The 17,275-nt window shown below is 64.8% G+C and carries 17 protein-coding genes and 1 tRNA gene; 10 read left to right on the plus strand and 8 right to left on the minus strand.

Translation table 11 applies throughout. From position 1 onward, the window contains the following. Positions 1–110 precede the first annotated feature (110 nt). Both N2602_RS08070 and N2602_RS08075 read left to right on the plus strand, forming a co-directional pair. Positions 111–950, plus strand: coding sequence for a universal stress protein (locus N2602_RS08070; protein WP_260382286.1), 840 nt, complete (start codon positions 111–113; stop codon positions 948–950). A gap of 65 nt (positions 951–1,015) precedes the next feature. Further along, positions 1,016–1,558, plus strand: a complete 543-nt coding sequence (locus tag N2602_RS08075) for a 2'-5' RNA ligase family protein (RefSeq protein WP_260382287.1) — start codon at positions 1,016–1,018, stop codon at positions 1,556–1,558. Between the two features lie 291 nt (positions 1,559–1,849). Here the strand turns inward: N2602_RS08075 and N2602_RS08080 are convergent. The 3 genes from N2602_RS08080 to N2602_RS08090 form a co-directional block, all read right to left on the minus strand. Beyond that, positions 1,850–1,924: transfer RNA gene (locus tag N2602_RS08080), tRNA-Val, on the minus strand. A gap of 158 nt (positions 1,925–2,082) precedes the next feature. After that, positions 2,083–3,381: a hypothetical protein gene (locus N2602_RS08085; protein ID WP_172788391.1), complete on the minus strand. Its 1,299-nt coding sequence runs from the start codon at positions 3,379–3,381 to the stop codon at positions 2,083–2,085. A gap of 120 nt (positions 3,382–3,501) precedes the next feature. Next, positions 3,502–4,107, minus strand: a complete 606-nt coding sequence (locus N2602_RS08090; protein ID WP_172788390.1) for a DUF1134 domain-containing protein — start codon at positions 4,105–4,107, stop codon at positions 3,502–3,504. Between the two features lie 139 nt (positions 4,108–4,246). Here N2602_RS08090 and N2602_RS08095 point away from each other — a divergent pair, with 139 nt between their 5' ends. Continuing rightward, positions 4,247–4,732 (plus strand): YHS domain-containing (seleno)protein, encoded by a 486-nt coding sequence (locus tag N2602_RS08095; RefSeq protein ID WP_212260416.1) that lies wholly within the window; start codon positions 4,247–4,249, stop codon positions 4,730–4,732. Between the two features lie 10 nt (positions 4,733–4,742). Here N2602_RS08095 and N2602_RS08100 read toward each other — a convergent pair whose 3' ends face one another. After that, positions 4,743–5,573: a 3'(2'),5'-bisphosphate nucleotidase CysQ gene (locus N2602_RS08100; RefSeq protein WP_260382288.1), complete on the minus strand. Its 831-nt coding sequence runs from the start codon at positions 5,571–5,573 to the stop codon at positions 4,743–4,745. 198 nt (positions 5,574–5,771) lie between these two features. Here N2602_RS08100 and chpT point away from each other — a divergent pair, with 198 nt between their 5' ends. From chpT to N2602_RS08130, 6 genes are all read left to right on the plus strand, one after another. Next, positions 5,772–6,425 carry a histidine phosphotransferase ChpT gene (gene chpT / locus N2602_RS08105; RefSeq protein ID WP_260382289.1) on the plus strand — a complete coding sequence of 218 codons (654 nt, stop codon included), beginning with the start codon at positions 5,772–5,774 and terminating at the stop codon, positions 6,423–6,425. 198 nt (positions 6,426–6,623) lie between these two features. Continuing rightward, positions 6,624–9,425, plus strand: coding sequence for a hybrid sensor histidine kinase/response regulator (locus N2602_RS08110; RefSeq protein ID WP_260382290.1), 2,802 nt, complete (start codon positions 6,624–6,626; stop codon positions 9,423–9,425). A gap of 27 nt (positions 9,426–9,452) precedes the next feature. After that, positions 9,453–9,923, plus strand: coding sequence for a chemotaxis protein CheW (locus tag N2602_RS08115; protein ID WP_260382291.1), 471 nt, complete (start codon positions 9,453–9,455; stop codon positions 9,921–9,923). A 71-nt stretch (positions 9,924–9,994) separates the two neighbouring features. After that, positions 9,995–10,360 carry a PleD family two-component system response regulator gene (locus N2602_RS08120; RefSeq protein ID WP_007600538.1) on the plus strand — a complete coding sequence of 122 codons (366 nt, stop codon included), beginning with the start codon at positions 9,995–9,997 and terminating at the stop codon, positions 10,358–10,360. 75 nt (positions 10,361–10,435) lie between these two features. Next, positions 10,436–11,632, plus strand: a complete 1,197-nt coding sequence (locus N2602_RS08125) for a chemotaxis response regulator protein-glutamate methylesterase (protein ID WP_260382292.1) — start codon at positions 10,436–10,438, stop codon at positions 11,630–11,632. Beyond that, positions 11,629–12,501 carry a protein-glutamate O-methyltransferase CheR gene (locus N2602_RS08130; protein ID WP_172789633.1) on the plus strand — a complete coding sequence of 291 codons (873 nt, stop codon included), beginning with the start codon at positions 11,629–11,631 and terminating at the stop codon, positions 12,499–12,501. The genes N2602_RS08125 and N2602_RS08130 overlap by 4 nt, the downstream gene beginning before the upstream one ends. Before the next feature lie 155 nt (positions 12,502–12,656). Here N2602_RS08130 and N2602_RS08135 read toward each other — a convergent pair whose 3' ends face one another. The 4 genes from N2602_RS08135 to ctrA all read right to left on the minus strand — a co-directional run bounded on the left by N2602_RS08135 (position 12,657) and on the right by ctrA (position 15,489). Beyond that, positions 12,657–13,817 carry a glutathionylspermidine synthase family protein gene (locus tag N2602_RS08135; RefSeq protein WP_260382293.1) on the minus strand — a complete coding sequence of 387 codons (1,161 nt, stop codon included), beginning with the start codon at positions 13,815–13,817 and terminating at the stop codon, positions 12,657–12,659. A gap of 2 nt (positions 13,818–13,819) precedes the next feature. After that, the gene (locus N2602_RS08140) at positions 13,820–14,215 is read right to left on the minus strand and encodes a hypothetical protein (RefSeq protein WP_260382294.1); all 396 of its coding nucleotides are present in this window, start codon (positions 14,213–14,215) and stop codon (positions 13,820–13,822) included. Position 14,216: 1 nt separating this feature from the next. Beyond that, complete coding sequence (locus tag N2602_RS08145; protein WP_172789636.1) at positions 14,217–14,621, minus strand: DUF350 domain-containing protein; 405 nt, start codon at positions 14,619–14,621, stop codon at positions 14,217–14,219. 166 nt (positions 14,622–14,787) lie between these two features. After that, complete coding sequence (gene ctrA, locus N2602_RS08150) at positions 14,788–15,489, minus strand: response regulator transcription factor CtrA (protein ID WP_016848562.1); 702 nt, start codon at positions 15,487–15,489, stop codon at positions 14,788–14,790. A 448-nt stretch (positions 15,490–15,937) separates the two neighbouring features. On the opposite strand from ctrA, the gene fliI reads away from it, so the two are divergent. After that, positions 15,938–17,263, plus strand: a complete 1,326-nt coding sequence (fliI, locus tag N2602_RS08155) for a flagellar protein export ATPase FliI (RefSeq protein ID WP_172789637.1) — start codon at positions 15,938–15,940, stop codon at positions 17,261–17,263. Positions 17,264–17,275 lie beyond the last annotated feature (12 nt).

Genomic DNA, 17,275 nt, shown 5'->3' on the forward strand with positions numbered 1-17,275 from the left:
CAACCATTGTGACAAACTGAATCGCTCGCAAAGTGAAAATTCGCAAACGCTACCCCAATTGAAAGCAGGCATCCTCCGTCAATCTTCGTCAGAAAAATCGGGGATTCAAAATGAAGACGCTCTTGGTCCCGCTTCAGAATATTCCGATGATGACAGCCACGCTCGCTGTGGCCTTGGATATCGCGCGACGTTCCGGCGCCTATATCGAAGGTTTTCCACTCCGGTTCGGCATCCCTCAATATGCGGCCGCCGAATTGGCCACCGGCATTCTCCTGGATTCGTATCAAGTGAAGAGCGAAGCCGAATTGAACGACATGCGCAACTTCTTCGAAGCATTCATGCTCAAGCATGTTGTTCCTCGAGCCACCGCAGGGTCGAACCCGCCATGCTTCGGCTGGCTGGAGAACGCGCCTGAGGGCGAAGACTTTATCGGAAGTTATGGGCGCGCTTTCGATCTGATCGTGATGGCGCGGTCTGACGTTGATGCTGCGGGCCCTCACCGCCGCGCGATCGAATCCGCGCTGTTTGAGAGCGGCAGGCCCGTTCTGCTGGCGCCGTCGAATGCACCAAGAAGCGTCGCAACAAACATCATGATCCACTGGAACGGGAGTACCGAGCAAGCTCGGGCAAACGCATTTGCCATGCCGTTGCTTCGTCTGGCCGAAAGGGTATCGGTCCTAACGGTTGTCGGCGGCCAAGCGGTGCCGGGACCGTCTGCCGGTCAGATCGCTCGGCAACTCCAATACAATGGCATTGCGGCCAGCTTGATCAGCGTTGAGCTGGAGGGGCGCGAAACTGGTGAGGCGGTCCTCGATGCCGCCAGGGCACACGGTTGCGATCTATTGATCAAAGGAGCCTTCACCCGCACGCGGCTGCGGCAGATGATATTCGGTGGGGCGACCAGCCATATCCTGGAGCACGCGGATATCCCCGTTCTCATGGCTCACTAGCGCACAAAAGGCATGGTTCTTTCGTCGCTGGTGAGACAATCTATTGATTCACGGAGCGACAGCGCTTGGCTTTGGCTATCAACATTCGGTCCGACGATCCCTCGGCAAAGCGGATCGAAGCCTTGTGGGATGAAGTTGCCGCGTTTGAGAGCCAGCCTTCGATGAGGGCTCTCGCCTATCGGCCGCATTTTACATTCGCCATCTATGATACGCCCGAGGTTACCGCGAAGATCGCGTGGGAGACCATGCTCCGCGCGGTAGGAGGCGAAGGGCAACTACTCGTCGCGTTCAAGCGAATTCGTTGGTTCGCAGGTCCGCCGCTGGTGCTCTGGGCGGAGCCGGAATTCGATGAAACGCTCGTCCGGTGGCATGCTTCGATCAGCGCTGCGATCGATCCAGCCTTTTGTCGGCTGCACTATCGGCCGGGAAACTGGCGACCTCATTGCACGCTCGGCACACAAATCGCCGACGCAAAGCGTGATGACGCGATCGCTTTCGCGCAGTCATTCGACGGGAGCATCACCGTGATGTTCGACGTCGTGGATTGCGTTTCTTTTCCGCCCGTGCGGGTGGTTGCAGAACAGCGCTTGCCAGTTCGGGCTCCGTGAGCCGACGTCCCGCTCATCGATGCGTCCGTCCGCTCCAGCCGCGACGATTATCTGTAAGGCCTCTCCCGACGATGCCATCCTGCCCCTGTTTTGCCCGACAAGTCAAACGCGACTTCGGAAAAGGCGTAACCCCTTGATCCGGCTGATGCCGTCTACTGTGCATGGGGTTGTTTTCGAATTTTTGACGGAGCGGAAGCAAGACTCCCAGTCCGTCTGCGCTCTTCGAGCTACGCCGGACACGCGTCGCTACTATTGGGCGTGGTTGCGCCACGCGAAGCCTTTGGCGAAGCGTGGTGGGCGCACAAGGGATCGAACCTTGGACCTCTCCCGTGTGAAGGGAACGCTCTCCCGCTGAGCTATGCGCCCGGGACCATCATGCAGGCGGCCGGACCTTTCGGCCGGCCGGCACATTGGAGCCCGCGATTTAGAAGTGCCGGCCGAAGGTGTCAAGTTTTCAGGCGTCGCGGGGGCGGAAAACCTTCGGCAGGTCGGCCGATTTGCTAGGGAAGCCGGATTTTGGCCGGTTACGCGCCCTGCTGGCGGGCGCGGGAGGCGTGGGCCTGGAGCGCGCGGATGCGCTCGGCGAGCGTTCCGCCGCCTTCGGGCAGGCGGGCCGCTGGAGCGCCATTGGTCGCGGCGTCGTTGGCCGGGCGCGGCGCGGGCTTCGGCGGCTGGCCGGCCTCGGCCGCGAGCAGCGCCTCGATCGGCGAGTTCGGGCCTTCGAGCTGCATCGCGAGCTTGGCGACTTCGGCCGCGATGTCGTTGATGCGTTCGCGCAGCAGCGCGTTCTCCATCCGCTCCGTCGCCCAGGAACTCTCGGCCTGCTGCTGGATCGCGTTGATGTCGCGCTGGAGTTTCGCGCGCTCGTCGCGCGCGCTGCGCAGCTGCTCCTCCAGCGTGGCCTTTTCCGCACGCAGCTGCTCCATCGCAGCCGACGACTTGCCGCCGCTGAGGCCCGCGATCTCGACGCGCAGCTCCTTGATGGTGCGCTCGTTGGCCTCGTTGGCCTGGCGCAGCTGGTTGTTCTCGTAGTCGCGCTCGGCGAGCAGCTTGCCCTGCGTGGCAAGGCGTCCTTCGAGATCGGCGACGCGGCTCGACAGCATCTCGGCCTCCTTGACCTGCACGATGAGCTGGCGGTCGAGCTCGGTGACGCGCTGGCTCAGATTCTCGACGCGGCCGCGCGCCTCGTTGAGCTCGCGCGAGGCGGTCTCGGATTCGGTGCGCTCCTGTGCGAGACGCGCTTGCGTCGCGGCAAATTCCTTCTCGGCATCGCCGACGCGGTGCTTCAATTCCTCGATCTGCGTTCGCACCGCGACCAGCTCGACCTGGCGGCTCTCCGCCATCATCGAGCGGTCGGACAGTTCGGAGTTGATCTTGGCGAGCTCGGCCTGCTTGTCGGCCAGCGCGATCTCGGCCTGGCGCAAGGCTTCCGTCTTGGCGCTGAACTCCTCCTCGGTGGCGCGGAGCTGCTCCTTCACCGCCTTCTCGCGCGCCTCCAGCGCGAAGATCGTGGCGTTCTTCTCGCCGAGCTCGATCTTCATGCGGTTGATGGCGTCGCTCTTCTTGCCGAGCTCGGCCAGCTGGCTCGTGGTCTTGTTCTTGAGCTGCTCGACGCTCATCTCGAGCCGCCGGGCGGACATGGCGAACTCGGCGCGGAGCTGGTCCTTGTCGGCCTGGATCTCGGCCATCGACAGCGGGGTGGCGGCCTCTAACCGGCGCGTGGTCAGGCGCACCGCGCGGTTATGCACCAGCGGCACGATTGCGAGCCCGCACAGCATGGAGAGCAGGAAACCGATCGCCAGGTACATGATCGGTTCGACCATGGGCCATAACTCCCAAGCTTAAGGAAAAATTCACCAACGACAATGCCATGGCGGGCCGGCAAAAAGCCAGCCCCGCGCTGTCGTTAACCTTGATCGGTGGGCAGTGGGGAGGGCGGGGGCCTAGAACGGGTTCCAGGTCGCGCGCGGGGTGTATTTGAGATAGCCGATATTGGCGCCCAGCCGCAGGCCGAGCCCGGAGCGGATCGGCACCAGCACGATGTTGTTGGCGGTGAGCGCCGTCATGCCGAAGCCGCCGATGATGTAGGCCGAACCGTCGATGCCGCCGAAGCGCTGGTAGATCGCATTGGTGGCGGGCAGATTGTAGACCAGCGTCATGGTGCGCGCGCCGTCGCCGCCCCAGTCGAAGCCGAGCGAGGGGCCCTGCCAATAGACGCGCAAATCGCCGGCGTTCTTGGTGTAGAGCGTGCCTTCGCCGTAGCGCAGGCCGGCGACGAAGGCGCCGGAGCCTTCTTCACCCAGGATGTAGCCGTTCGGCAGGCCCCATTGGCTGACCGCCTTCTCGATGATCGAGGCGAGCCCGCGCGAGACGTTGCCGAAGAAGCGATGGCCGGCGGTGACGAGCTCGTCCGGCCCATAGGTGTTGGGCGTCGGGGTCCGTTGCGGCGGCGGCAGGTCAGGCGGCGGCGCCTGCTGGGCGGAGGCCGGCACGATCCAGCCGATCATCCCGGCAAGCGCGAGCGCAGCAAGGCGTGATGCGAAAGTCATAAAAGAACCCCTGGTATCGAATCCGGTCGCTTCCTTAACCTGACGCCAACAGGCACGGCTCTAGGTTGCGCCGGATGTCCCCTCGACTCGGATGTTATCCGCAGCAACTATGACGGCACAACGGCAGGAAGATAGCCCTTTGCGCCCCGGAATTGCCTTGATCGCCCGCCGCCTCTGCCTGCTTGCGGGCATTTGGATCGTCGGCGCGGGGGGGCCGGCAGGGGCCGCCACCACCGAGCGGATCGTCGTCAACCGCTTCACCGGCGTCGCCATCGAGGGTTTCGACCCCGTCGCCTATTTCGTCGCCGGCGCGGCCGTGCAGGGGACGGCGGAGTTCGAGGCGAACCTCTGGGGCGCCGTCTGGCGCTTCCGGAACGAGGGCAACCGCGCCTCTTTCCAGGCCCATCCCGAGATCTACGGACCGCAGTTCGGCGGCTATGATCCAGCCGACATCGCCCGCGGCGTCACCGTTGCCGGCAATCCGCATTTCTTCGCGATCGTGGCGCAGCGGCTCTATCTGTTCAGCCGGGAAGACAATCGCGACGCCTTCGTCGCCGATCCCGATCGCTTCCTCTATGAGGTGGGCAAGCGCTGGCCGGCCCTGCAGGAGAAGCTCGGGCAGTAAGCGAGCCCGGTCAGTAGCAGCCTACCGCCTGCGGGTCGCCCCAGGCGATGAATTCCGGGATGATGAAGCCGGTATCGCTGCGCTGGCCGAATCGGAGCTCGCCGCCCTTGCCATCGGTTACCTTGCCGCCGGCCGCGGTCACGACTGCGCAGCCGGCCCCGACGTCCCATTCCGAGGTCGGCCCGAAACGGGGATAGATGTCGGCGCTGCCTTCCGCGATCCGGCCGAATTTCACGGCCGAGCCGCACGTCATCCGGTCCGCACTGGGCCTGTTGTCGATGAACGCCTCGCTTCTGGCATCGCCATGCGAACGGCTCACCGCCGCGATCCAGGGCTCCCCTCGCGTCGGCAGCTTGCGGGTGCGGATCGGCTCGGCGCCGGCGATCGTCGCGCCGTTGAACCTCACGCGTTCGGCGCCGTGGCCGACGATGCCGCGCCAGAGCAGGCCGAGCGCGGGGGCGGACACGATGCCGAGCAGCGGTACGCCTTCCGTCACCAATGCGAGATTGACCGTGAATTCGTCGCGGCCGGCGACGAACTCCTTGGTGCCGTCGAGCGGATCGATCAGGAAGAAGCTGCCCTGAAACGGCGGGGAGGCGAGCCCGGTCCGCTCCTCTGACAGCGTCGGAACGTCGCCCGCGAGCTGCGCGAGGCCGTCCGCGATGATGCGGTCGGCGGCAAGGTCAGCCTCGGTCACCGGCGAGCCATCCTGCTTGCCGTCGATCCGCATGGCAGCGCGGTTGACGGCGAGGATCGCCTCGCCCGCCTTCACCACCAGCGCGGTCAGCGGCTCCATCAGGCCAAAGGCGGCCGCTCCGTCAATGATCCGCTTCACCTGCATGCCTCATCTGTCGGCAAAATCGTTCCTCGTCCACTGATTCGCCCCGATCGATTCGCTTGGGCTTATGGCCGCCTCGAGCCGATCGCAAGCTAGCTGCCGCGGGGTTGCGAATGTTAGAACCCGCAGCATCCGTCAAGCATGCGTGATTCGCGGCGTCCAGCGCCGTGCAATTCCAGGAACCCTCCAGGACCCCATTATATGTCTGACGCTTCGTCGCCCGCGACCGCTACTGCTCCCGATATGCTCGAACTCGCCGCGCTGTTGTGCTCGCGGGTCTGCCACGATCTCATCAGCCCCGTCGGCGCCATCGTCAACGGGCTCGAAGTGCTCGACGACGATCCCAAGCCCGAGGACCGCGAGTTCGCGCTCGACCTGATTCGCAAGAGTGCCAAGACGGCCTCCGCCCGGCTCCAGTTCTGCCGCCTTGCCTTCGGCGCGGCCGGCTCGTCCGGCGCGCAGATCGATCTCGGCGATGCCCAGACCATGGCGAAGGGCCATATCGAGGACGGCAAGTGCTCGATCACGTGGAATCTGCCGCGGCTGCTGCTGCCGAAGAACCGCGTCAAGCTGCTGCTCAACATGCTGGTCGTCGCCCAGCACACGATCCCGCGCGGCGGCATGCTGATGGTCGATCCGGTCGGCGAGGGCGAGGCGATGAGCTTTCGCATCACCGCGACCGGACACAATGCGCGCCTGCCGCAGAACATCTCCGAGCTCCTGAGCGGCGAGCGCGGGCCGGCTGCGGATGCCCATGCGATCCAGCCTTATTATACGCGGCTGCTCGCGCAGGCCTGCGGGCTCACCGTGACGCTCAAGCCGGAAGGCGAAGCAATCATCGTTATCGCTTCGTAAACGCGAAGCGTCGCTCGCGAAGCGTTAATCCAATCTTTACGAGGCGCTTCGGCTTGTCCGGAGCGCCTTATCTCTTTGTTGGTTCCGTTCTTTTGCACATACTCAACCAATATTAAACGCTTTGCGGTGAAGCTGGCCCCATTCCGAAATGGCGCATCACGCCTCGTGCGCGCCCTTCCTGTATGAAGGCCTGTTTTCATGGATGATCTGTTGCGGGAGTTTCTGACGGAGACCAGCGAGAGCCTGGACACCGTGGACAATCAGCTGGTGAAGTTCGAGCAGGAGCCGAACAACGCCAAGATCCTGGATAACATCTTCCGCCTGGTCCACACCATCAAGGGCACCTGCGGCTTTCTCGGCCTGCCGCGGCTGGAAGCGCTGGCGCATGCCGGCGAGACCCTGATGGGCAAATTCCGTGACGGCATGCCTGTCACCGCCGAGGCGGTGACGGTGATCCTGTCCTCGATCGACCGCATCAAGGAGATTTTGGCCGGCCTGGAGGCAACCGAGGCCGAGCCTGAAGGGAACGACCGCGATCTCATCGACAAGCTGGAGGCCATGGTCGAGCAGGGCATGGCCGCCATGTCAGGCTCGGCGCAGCCGATGCCGGCCGGCACCCCCGTTGCCGACGCGCCGCCGTTGGCGCCGGAAGCACCAGTTGCCGCGGCGCCGGCCAAGGAGATGACCACGGGCTCGCTGGTCGAGCAGACCCTGGAGCGCCCGCTGCGTCCGGGCGAGGTCTCGCTCGACGAGCTCGAGCGCGCCTTCCGCGAGACCGCGATCGAAGCGCCGGTCGCCGCGCCCGTGGCCAAGACTGAGGTCAAGGCTGCACCTGCGCCGGCTGCCGAAGCCGCCGTTGCCAAGGAAGCCGCAAAGGCGCCCAAGGAGAAGGCCGCGAAGAAGTCGATGGCCGACGAGATGGCGGGCGAGGGCGACCGCATCGCCAACCAGTCGATCCGCGTCAACGTGGATACGCTGGAGCACCTGATGACCATGGTCTCCGAGCTGGTCCTGACCCGCAACCAGCTCCTGGAGATCTCCCGCCGCAACGAGGACACCGAGTTCAAGGTGCCCTTGCAGCGCCTCTCCAACGTCACCGCCGAGCTGCAGGAGGGCGTCATGAAGACGCGCATGCAGCCGATCGGCAATGCCTGGCAGAAGCTGCCCCGCATCGTCCGCGACCTCTCATCCGAACTCGGCAAGCAGATCGAGCTCGAGATGCACGGCGCCGACACCGAGCTCGACCGCCAGGTGCTCGATTTGATCAAGGACCCGCTCACCCACATGGTGCGCAACTCCGCCGATCATGGCCTCGAGACCCCCGCCGAACGCCTCGCCAGCGGCAAGGGCGAGCAGGGCACCATCCGCCTCTCCGCCTATCACGAGGGCGGCCACATCATCATCTGCATCGCCGACAACGGCCGCGGCCTCAACACCGAGAAGATCAAGGCCAAGGCGCTTTCCTCAGGTCTCGTCACCGAGGCCGAGCTGGAGAAGATGAGCGAAGCCCAGATCCACAAGTTCATCTTCGCGCCGGGCTTCTCCACGGCGGCCGCCATCACCTCGGTCTCCGGCCGCGGCGTCGGCATGGACGTGGTCCGCACCAATATCGACCAGATCGGCGGCACCATCGACATCAAGAGCGTGGCCGGCGAGGGCTCCTCCGTCACCATCAAGATCCCGCTGACGCTCGCCATCGTCTCGGCGCTGATCGTCGAAGCCGCCGGCGACCGCTTTGCGATTCCGCAGCTCTCGGTGGTCGAGCTGGTGCGGGCCCGCGCCAACTCCGAGCACCGCATCGAGCGCATCAAGGACACCGCGGTGCTGCGCCTGCGCAACAAGCTGCTGCCGCTGATCCACCTGAAGAAGCTGCTCAAGATCGACGACGGCGCCGCCAGCGATCCCGAGAACGGCTTCATCGTGGTCACCCAGGTCGGCAGCCAGACCTTTGGCATCGTCGTCGACGGCGTGTTCCACACCGAAGAAATCGTGGTCAAGCCGATGTCGACCAAGCTGCGTCACATCGACATGTTCTCCGGCAACACCATTCTGGGCGATGGCGCGGTGATCATGATCATCGATCCCAACGGCATTGCCAAAGCGCTCGGCGCCGCCGGCTCCTCGGCCCATGACATGGGCGACGAGAACGGGGCGCATCACATCGGCTCCGGCGAGCAGACCACCTCGCTCTTGGTGTTCCGCGCCGGCTCGTCGCAGCCCAAGGCGGTCCCGCTTGGCCTCGTCACGCGCCTGGAAGAGCTGCCCGCCGACAAGATCGAGTTCAGTAACGGCCGCTACATGGTGCAGTACCGCGAGCAGCTGATGCCGCTGGTCGCCATGGACGGCGTCACCATTGCGAGCCAGGGCGCCCAGCCGATCCTGGTGTTCGCCGACGACGGCCGCTCCATGGGCCTCGTCGTCGACGAGATCATCGACATCGTCGAGGAACGCCTCAACATCGAGGTCGGCGGCTCCTCCTCCGGCATTCTCGGCTCGGCCGTGATCAAGGGCCAGGCCACCGAGGTGATCGACGTCGGCCACTTCCTGCCGATGGCGTTCGCCGACTGGTTCACCCGCAAGGAGATGAAGCCGTCGCTGCACTCGCAGTCGGTGCTGCTGGTCGACGACTCGGCGTTCTTCCGCAACATGCTGGCGCCGGTGCTGAAGGCCGCCGGCTACCGCGTCCGCACCGCGCCGACCGCGCAGGAGGGCCTCGCTGCCCTGCGCGCCCAAAACTTCGACGTGATCCTGACCGACATCGAGATGCCCGACATGAACGGGTTCGAGTTCGCGGAAGTCGTCCGCTCCGACAACAACCTCGCCGCGACGCCGATCATCGGCCTCTCGGCGCTGGTGTCGCCGGCGGCGATCGAGCGCGGCCGGCAGGCCGGCTTCCACGATTATGTCGCCAAGTTCGACCGTCCCGGTCTGATCGCGGCGCTGAAGGAGCAGACCGCGGGCGCCGCCGGCGCCTCCGAGCTGAGCCGGGCGGCGGCGTAAGCAGGACAGGGATCAGGAGACACCGAGATGAGCAAGAAGACCCAGTCCGCTGAAGGCGCCATGGTCGAGTACGTCACCGCGATGATCGGCGGCCAGCTGTTCGGCCTGCCGATCTCGCGCGTCCAGGACGTGTTCATGCCCGAGCGCGTCACCCGCGTGCCCCTGTCCTCGCGCGAGATCGCGGGCGTCCTCAATCTGCGCGGCCGCATCGTCACCGTGGTCGACATGCGTGCCCGCCTCGGCCTGCCCAAGGCCGAAGACGGCAAGGTGCCGATGGCGGTCGGCGTCGACCTGCGCGGCGAATCCTACGGCCTGCTGATCGACCAGATCGGCGAGGTGCTGCGCCTGCCCGAGGCCGGCATGGAGGAGAACCCCGTCAACCTCGACCCCCGCATGGCCAAGCTCGCCGGCGGCGTCCACCGCCTCGACGGCCAGCTCATGGTTGTGCTCGACGTCGATCGCGTCCTCGAGCTCGCGCCCGAGATGATGGCAGCCTGATACGGCGGCACTGCCTCCGGCGGGCTCGCAATTGGAAGTATCCCCGCAAAGGGGAGGAAGCAGAGGTTCACATGCGAACGTGTCTCGTCGTTGATGATTCCAGCGTCATCCGCAAGGTTGCGCGCCGGATCCTGGAGGGGCTCGACTTCCAGATCCTCGAAGCCGAGGATGGTGAGAAGGCGCTGGAGGCCTGCAAGCGCGGCCTGCCCGATGCGGTGCTGCTCGACTGGAACATGCCGGTCATGGATGGCTACGAGTTCCTCGGCCATCTCCGCCGCATGCCCGGCGGCGACCAGCCGAAGGTGGTGTTCTGCACCACCGAGAACGACGTCGCGCATATCGCGCGCGCGCTGCACGCCGGCGCCAACGAGTACATCATGAAGCCGTTCGACAAGGACATCGTGACGGCGAAATTCCAGGAAGTCGGCCTGATCTGAGCGATCGCCCGGAGGCTGAACGGATCCTTCGGCGCTTGTTTTCAACTGAACCGTTTCAGTCTGAGTTGGTGAGTAATGAGTGTTGCGTTCGCAGGTAATTCGACCACGGGCACGTCGCGCGAAGCCGGACCTTTGCGGGTAATGATCGTCGACGACTCCGTCGTCATCCGCGGTCTGATTTCGCGCTGGATCGGTGCCGAGCACGACATGGAGGTTGCGGCGTCGCTGCGCACCGGGCTCGAGGCGGTCAACCAGCTCGATCGCATCAATCCCGATGTTGCCGTGCTCGACATCGAAATGCCCGAGCTCGATGGCCTCTCGGCACTACCGCAACTGCTCGCCAAGAAGCGCGATCTCGTCATCATCATGGCTTCGACGCTGACCCGCCGCAACGCGGAGATCAGCTTCAAGGCGTTGTCGCTCGGCGCGGCCGATTACATTCCCAAGCCGGAATCGACGCGTGAGGCGTCGGCCGCAGACATTTTCCATCACGACCTGATCCAGAAGATCCGCCATCTCGGCGCGCGGCTGCGTCGCAAGTCTGCGGTTGCGAGCCCGCCGCTGGCGCCCGCGAGCCCGGCTCCCGTTGTCCGCGGTCCTGTTGCGCGGCCTGCCGCGCCTGCGCCCGCTCCGGCCGTGCATGCCCCCTCGTCAGGATCGCTAGCGACACGTCCGTTCTCGACCCAGGCGCCGAAGGTGCTGCTGATCGGCTCCTCGACCGGCGGTCCTCAGGCGCTGATGGCGCTCGTCACCGAGCTCGGCCCCGTGATCGATCGCTTCCCGGTGCTGATCACCCAGCACATGCCACCGACCTTCACCACCATCCTTGCCGAGCATCTGGGGCGCACGAGCCGCCGGCCGGCGGCCGAGGCGGTCGACGGTGAGCCGGTGAAGCCGGGACGGATTTACCTTGCTCCGGGCGGCAAGCACATGCGTGTCGCGCGCAGCGGCGCTGACCCGGTGATCGCGCTCGACGACGGCCCCGCCGTGAATTTCTGCAAGCCTGCGGTCGATCCGCTCTTCACCTCCGCCATCGACGTCTGGCACGGCAACATCCTCTCCGTGATCCTGACCGGCATGGGCTCGGACGGGATGCGCGGCGGCAAGGACATCGTCGCGGCCGGCGGCAGCGTGATCGCGCAGGACGAAGCCTCCAGCGTGGTCTGGGGCATGCCGGGCGCGGCGGCCAATGCCGGCATCTGCGCGGCGATCTTGCCGCTCAACCAGATCGGCGCCAAGGTCAACCGCCTGTTCGCGGGAGACCGCTCGTGACACCCGCAGATTACGACTATCTGCGCAAGTTCCTGAAAGAGCGCTCCGGTCTCGATCTCTCCGCCGACAAGCAATATCTGGTCGAGAGCCGGCTGCTGCCGCTCGCCCGCAAGGCAAGCCTTCCCGGCATCCCCGATCTCGTTCTGAAGATCAGGAACGGCGACGGCCGGCTTGCGACCGACGTGGTCGAGGCGATGACCACCAACGAGACCTTCTTCTACCGCGACAAGATCCCGTTCGATCATTTGCGCGACACCATCCTGCCGGGCCTGATCCAGGCGCGCGCGGCGCGCAAGTCGCTTCGCATCTGGTCAGCGGCCTCCTCGACCGGGCAGGAGCCCTATTCGATCGCGATGTGCATGAAGGAGATGGGCGCAGCTCTCGCCGGCTGGCGCGTCGAGATCGTTGCCACCGACCTGTCGCAGGAGGTGCTGGAGAAATCCAAGGCCGGCGTGTACAGCCAGTTCGAGGTACAGCGCGGCCTGCCGATCCAGCATCTGGTGAAATACTTCACGCAAGTGGGCGAGCTCTGGCAGCTCAACGCCGACATTCGTGCCATGGTGCAGTTCCGCCAGCTCAATCTGCTGCAGGACTTCTCCCATCTCGGCACCTTCGACGTGATCTTCTGCCGCAACGTGCTGATCTATTTCGACCAGGACACCAAGGCGGTGATTTTCGAGCGCATGGCGAAGGCAATGGAGGCGGACGGCACGCTGCTGCTTGGCGCCGCCGAATCCGTCGTCGGCATCACCGACGCGTTCCGCCCGGTCGCCGATCGCCGCGGTCTCTATCAGCTCAACCCCGCGCGTTCCGGCCGTCCGATGGGCGGATTGATGCCGCAGCCGCTGAAGCTCGCCGCGGCGAGGTGAGATGCTTCTTGTCATTCCGGGGCCGCGCGTAAGCGCGGAGCCCGGAATCCATAATCACAGGCGGTCGTAACAGGCACGCGGTTAGACGAGAGCCATTCCATCCGCCTGGGGTTATGGATTCCGGGCTCGCGACTGCGTCGCGCCCCGGAATGACATTACAAAATTGCATGCGGCAAAAACCGCGAGCGGTTGCCTGTGATCGGGCTCTCGTCCTCGCGGATCGACAGGCCGCAGGGCTCGTGGTTCACCAGCCAGCTTCCGATCACCGGATAAAAGCCCGAAAAGTTCGGCAGCGGTGACAATGCCTGGCGCACGAAACCTTCGGCGCCGTAGGGCCCTGCCTGCTCGTCGAGCTGCATGCCGCCGGACACCAGCGTGACATTGGCGCCTTCGCGCGACAGCAGCGGCTTGCGCACATAGGACGAGCCGAGCTCGGCGGCGCGCGGATCATCCTCGAAGAAGGCCGGCAGCAAATTGGGATGATTCGGAAACATCTCCCAGAGCAGCGGCAAGATGCCCTTGTTGGAGAGCACCGCCTTCCACGGCGGCTCGATCCAGCGCGTCGGCGCATCCTTCAGCTTGGCGCCGAAGGCGTCCTGGAACATCCATTCCCAGGGGTAGAGCTTGAAGGCGAGAGCGATATCGTTCTCGTCAGCATCGACGAAGCCGCCGGCCTCGTCGCGCCAGCCGACCTGTTCGATGTCGAGCAGCGTCGTCGAGAGTCCGGCCTGGCGCGCGGTGTCTTCGAGATAAGCGAGCGTGCCGGCGTCTTCCTCGTTGCCGGTGATCCCGGTGAGATGGACGGGACGACCGCCAGCGATTTCCTTCCAAGCTGCGATCAGCCGCTCATGGATGGAGTTGAACTGGTCGGCGCGCGAGGGGATGATGCGGCGTTCGATCGCCTGTTCGAGCCAGGTCCATTGGAACACCGCGGCCTCGAAGATCGAGGTCGGCGTATCCGCGTTGTATTCGAGCAGCTTTGCCGGCGACTTGCCGTCGAACCTCAGATCGAGCCGGCCGTAGAGGCTGCGGTCGTCGCGCTTCCAGCTCTCGGCGATCAGGCTCCAGAACGCTTCCGGAATCTTCAAGCGCTGCAAGAAGCGCTCGTCGCCGATGACGCGGCCGGCAAGATCGAGGCACATCGCGTCGATCTCGCCGGTCGGCGTCTCGATGCCGCGCTCGATCTCGTCCAGCGTGAAGCCGTAATAGGCGCGCTCGTCCCAATAGCGCTCGCCGTCGATGGTGTGGAAGACGAAGCCGCATTGCGCCGCGGTCTCTCGCCAGTCGTCGCGCTCCAAGCAAGTGATGCGTTGCATGGTCAACCCCCGCCGGAGAAGCCATGGCCGAACGAGCCGAAGCCGCCACGGCTCACGCTGCTGTGGCCGGAATCCGACGACGTGCCCGACGAGGAATGGCTCGATGAATCGCTCTCGAAGAAGCTCGATCGCGACGACCAGCGCGAGCTGCTGCCGCCCGACGAACTGCTGCTGCTGCTGGTGGTGGTGCAAGTTGTGGTCGTCTGCCCCGGCACGGCGCCGGGGGAGGGCTCGCAGGTCTGCCGCGGCATCAAGGTGTAGGCGGTGGTGCCGACGGCGATCGTACCCATCACCAGCAGCGCGACGTGGCCGGAGCGCTTCATCGGCGGCCGCGAGGGCGGCGTCTCGGCCACCGGCCGGCGCTTGCCGAACTCCTTCTTGGCGGGTTTGTCGGCCATGTCAGTAGATCATGCTGGCGGCGTTGAGCAGCCCCGCGGCGAGCGAGGACAGGCCGAGCCAGATCGCCGGGGCAAGCTCGCCGGCGGAGATCCGCTCCGAGAGGTTGGGGACCGGGACCTTGATGAGGAAGAACACGATGACCTGCACGATCAGCGCGATCGTCGCCCAGATCAGGCAGTCCAGCACGTTCGCCGAATGCGCGATGGCGCTGACCAGCGGCGCCACGAAGCCGAGCAGGCTCAGCCCGAGCGCAATCGCCGCAGCCGGCTCGTTGTCGCGGATGAGCTGGAACTCGTTATGGGCCGTGATGCGGGTATAGACGAACAGATAGGCCACGATCGCGATCAGCCCGGTGCAGAAATAGACCAGGAAGGCGGGCAGGCCGGCGAGTGATTGCAGGATCATCGTTCCCCCATCGTGCAGCGACCATTCGTCGGCAGGGGAAGGCTAGTGGTTCAAACGTTAAGCTTCGGATGAAGCCTCACCCCCCAAAAACGAAAACCCCGCCATTTGCGGCGGGGCCCAGGCTGGGAGGAGCGAGCCTGACTGGGCTCGCGACGTAACCTTAAGATCAGGCGGGGATGCGCTCGTCGGCCTCGTGCGGCTCGCGCAGCACGTAGCCGCGGCCCCAGACGGTCTCGATGAAGTTGCGGCCCTCGGAGGCGTTGGCGAGCTTCTTGCGGAGCTTGCAGATGAAGACGTCGATGATCTTCAGCTCGGGCTCGTCCATGCCGCCATAGAGATGGTTGAGGAACATTTCCTTGGTGAGGGTCGTGCCCTTGCGCAAGCTGAGCAGCTCCAGCATCTGATATTCCTTGCCGGTCAGATGCACGCGCTGGCCGCCGACTTCCACCGTCTTGGTGTCGAGGTTGACGACGAGGTCGCCGGTCTGGATGACCGACTGGGCATGGCCCTTGGAGCGGCGCACGATCGCGTGGATGCGGGCCACCAGCTCGTCCTTGTGGAAGGGCTTGGTCATGTAGTCGTCGGCGCCGACGCCGAGACCCTTGACCTTGTCCTCGATGCCGGCGAGGCCGGAGAGGATCAGAATCGGTGTCTTGATCTTGGAGACCCGGAGCTGCTTGAGCACGTCGTAGCCGGACATGTCGGGCAGGTTGAGGTCGAGGAGAATAATGTCGTAATCGTATAGTTTACCGAGATCGACGCCTTCTTCCCCCAAATCGGTCGTGTAGACGTTGAAGCTCTCCGACTTCAGCATCAGCTCGATCGACTGCGCGACGGCGCTGTCATCTTCAATCAGCAAAACGCGCATGCCAGTTCCCCATAGTCGCCGCTCCTGGGCGTCAGGTCGGCCGCATTCGCGGCACTCAACAAAACGCCTTTGAACAACTGATTCGGATCCTGACAACAGATGGTTAACAAAGTCTGATTCTGGAACGCAAGTCCCCCCGGTGCAATTTTTGTCGAATCGCCCTAAGGTCTTGCGGGAGAAGCAGCTTTCGTTACCCGATTCCGTTCAAGCTCCACTTTAAGAGACGGGCCTAACCGACTCCCGCGACTCAGCCTTCTTCTGAAGGGGAGTCACGCTCAGTCTCAAAGACAGTGACGCAATGATTAATGATGCGGGTAAACACGAAGTTAAGCGCCGTTCAGAAATATGGCGAAACTTAAGGTTTCCACCGTGATGTCCCGGGATCACCAAAGGCGACCATCTCATGAGGCCCCTCATATGAAGGTGCGCTGCCGATGAAGGCCCCCCTATGAAGGCGCTGGCCGAACAGATCGGCGACATCGACGGCATCAACATCTATGGCCGCGTCGTCGGCGTTCGCGGTCTGATGGTCGAGGTGGCCGGCCCGATTCACGCGATGTCGGTCGGCGCGCGGCTCGTGATCGAGACCGGCGCCAACCGCACCATTCCCTGCGAGGTGATCGGCTTCTCCGGCAACAATGCCGTGGTGATGCCGTTCGCCGGCCTCGAGGGCGTGCGCCGCGGCTGCAAGGCGGTGATCGCCAACGCCGCCAATCAAGTACGGCCATCCGCGGCCTGGCTCGGCCGCGTCGTCAACGCGCTGGGCGAGCCGATCGACGGCAAGGGGCCGCTGCCGCAAGGCTCTTCGCCGATGCCGTTCCGCAATACGCCGCCGCCTGCACATTCGCGCAAGCGCGTCGGCAGCCCGCTCGATCTCGGCGTGCGCGCCATGAACACCTTTCTCACCTGCTGCCGCGGTCAGCGCATGGGCATCTTCGCAGGTTCCGGCGTCGGCAAGTCGGTGCTGCTGTCGATGCTGGCGCGCAACGTCGATGCCGATATCAGCGTCATCGGGCTGATCGGCGAACGCGGCCGCGAGGTGCAGGAATTCCTTCAGGACGATCTCGGCGAGGAGGGCCTTGCGCGCTCGGTCGTGGTGGTCGCGACCTCCGACGAGCCGGCGCTGATGCGCCGCCAGGCGGCGTACCTCACGCTCGCGGTCGCCGAGTACTTTCGCGACGAGGACAAGGACGTGCTCTGCCTGATGGACTCGGTGACGCGCTTTGCCATGGCCCAGCGCGAGATCGGCCTGTCCGCCGGCGAGCCGCCGACGGCCAAGGGCTACACGCCGACCGTCTTCACCGAGTTGCCGAAGCTCTTGGAGCGTGCCGGGCCGGGACTGGGCGAGGGCGCCATCACCGCGATCTTCACGGTGCTGGTCGACGGCGACGACCATAACGAGCCGATCGCGGATGCCGTGCGCGGCATCCTCGACGGCCATATCGTGATGCAGCGCTCGATCGCCGAGCGCGGCCGCTACCCCGCGATCAACATTCTCAAATCCGTCTCGCGCACCATGCCGAAATCGGCCGATCCGCAGTTCTGGCCGGTCATCCAGAAGGCGCGCCAGGTGATGGCGACCTATGCCGACATGGAGGAATTGATCCGTCTCGGCGCCTACCGCGCCGGCTCCAGTCCCGAGGTCGACGAGGCGATCCGCCTGAATGAGCCGCTGGAAGCCTTCCTGCGCCAGCGCAAGGACGAAAAGGCATCGCTCGCGGAGGGCTATCGCCAATTGGCGCAAATCCTCGGCAATTTGGAAACGGAACGCTAACTTTGTCCGGTC

Source organism: Bradyrhizobium sp. NC92, from assembly GCF_025200865.1.
Taxonomy (GTDB): domain Bacteria; phylum Pseudomonadota; class Alphaproteobacteria; order Rhizobiales; family Xanthobacteraceae; genus Bradyrhizobium.

Excerpts from the sequence above, each read along its gene's own strand:
- N2602_RS08070 (WP_260382286.1), top strand. The coding sequence starts at position 111 with ATGAAGACGCTCTTGGTCCCGCTTCAGAATATTCCGATGATGACAGCC.
- N2602_RS08085 (WP_172788391.1), bottom strand. The coding sequence starts at position 3,381 with ATGGTCGAACCGATCATGTACCTGGCGATCGGTTTCCTGCTCTCCATG.
- N2602_RS08090 (WP_172788390.1), bottom strand. The coding sequence starts at position 4,107 with ATGACTTTCGCATCACGCCTTGCTGCGCTCGCGCTTGCCGGGATGATC.
- N2602_RS08100 (WP_260382288.1), bottom strand. The coding sequence starts at position 5,573 with ATGCAGGTGAAGCGGATCATTGACGGAGCGGCCGCCTTTGGCCTGATG.
- chpT (WP_260382289.1), top strand. The coding sequence starts at position 5,772 with ATGTCTGACGCTTCGTCGCCCGCGACCGCTACTGCTCCCGATATGCTC.
- N2602_RS08110 (WP_260382290.1), top strand. The coding sequence starts at position 6,624 with ATGGATGATCTGTTGCGGGAGTTTCTGACGGAGACCAGCGAGAGCCTG.
- N2602_RS08115 (WP_260382291.1), top strand. The coding sequence starts at position 9,453 with ATGAGCAAGAAGACCCAGTCCGCTGAAGGCGCCATGGTCGAGTACGTC.
- N2602_RS08120 (WP_007600538.1), top strand. The coding sequence starts at position 9,995 with ATGCGAACGTGTCTCGTCGTTGATGATTCCAGCGTCATCCGCAAGGTT.
- N2602_RS08125 (WP_260382292.1), top strand. The coding sequence starts at position 10,436 with ATGAGTGTTGCGTTCGCAGGTAATTCGACCACGGGCACGTCGCGCGAA.
- N2602_RS08135 (WP_260382293.1), bottom strand. The coding sequence starts at position 13,817 with ATGCAACGCATCACTTGCTTGGAGCGCGACGACTGGCGAGAGACCGCG.
- N2602_RS08140 (WP_260382294.1), bottom strand. The coding sequence starts at position 14,215 with ATGGCCGACAAACCCGCCAAGAAGGAGTTCGGCAAGCGCCGGCCGGTG.
- N2602_RS08145 (WP_172789636.1), bottom strand. The coding sequence starts at position 14,621 with ATGATCCTGCAATCACTCGCCGGCCTGCCCGCCTTCCTGGTCTATTTC.
- ctrA (WP_016848562.1), bottom strand. The coding sequence starts at position 15,489 with ATGCGCGTTTTGCTGATTGAAGATGACAGCGCCGTCGCGCAGTCGATC.
- fliI (WP_172789637.1), top strand. The coding sequence starts at position 15,938 with ATGAAGGCGCTGGCCGAACAGATCGGCGACATCGACGGCATCAACATC.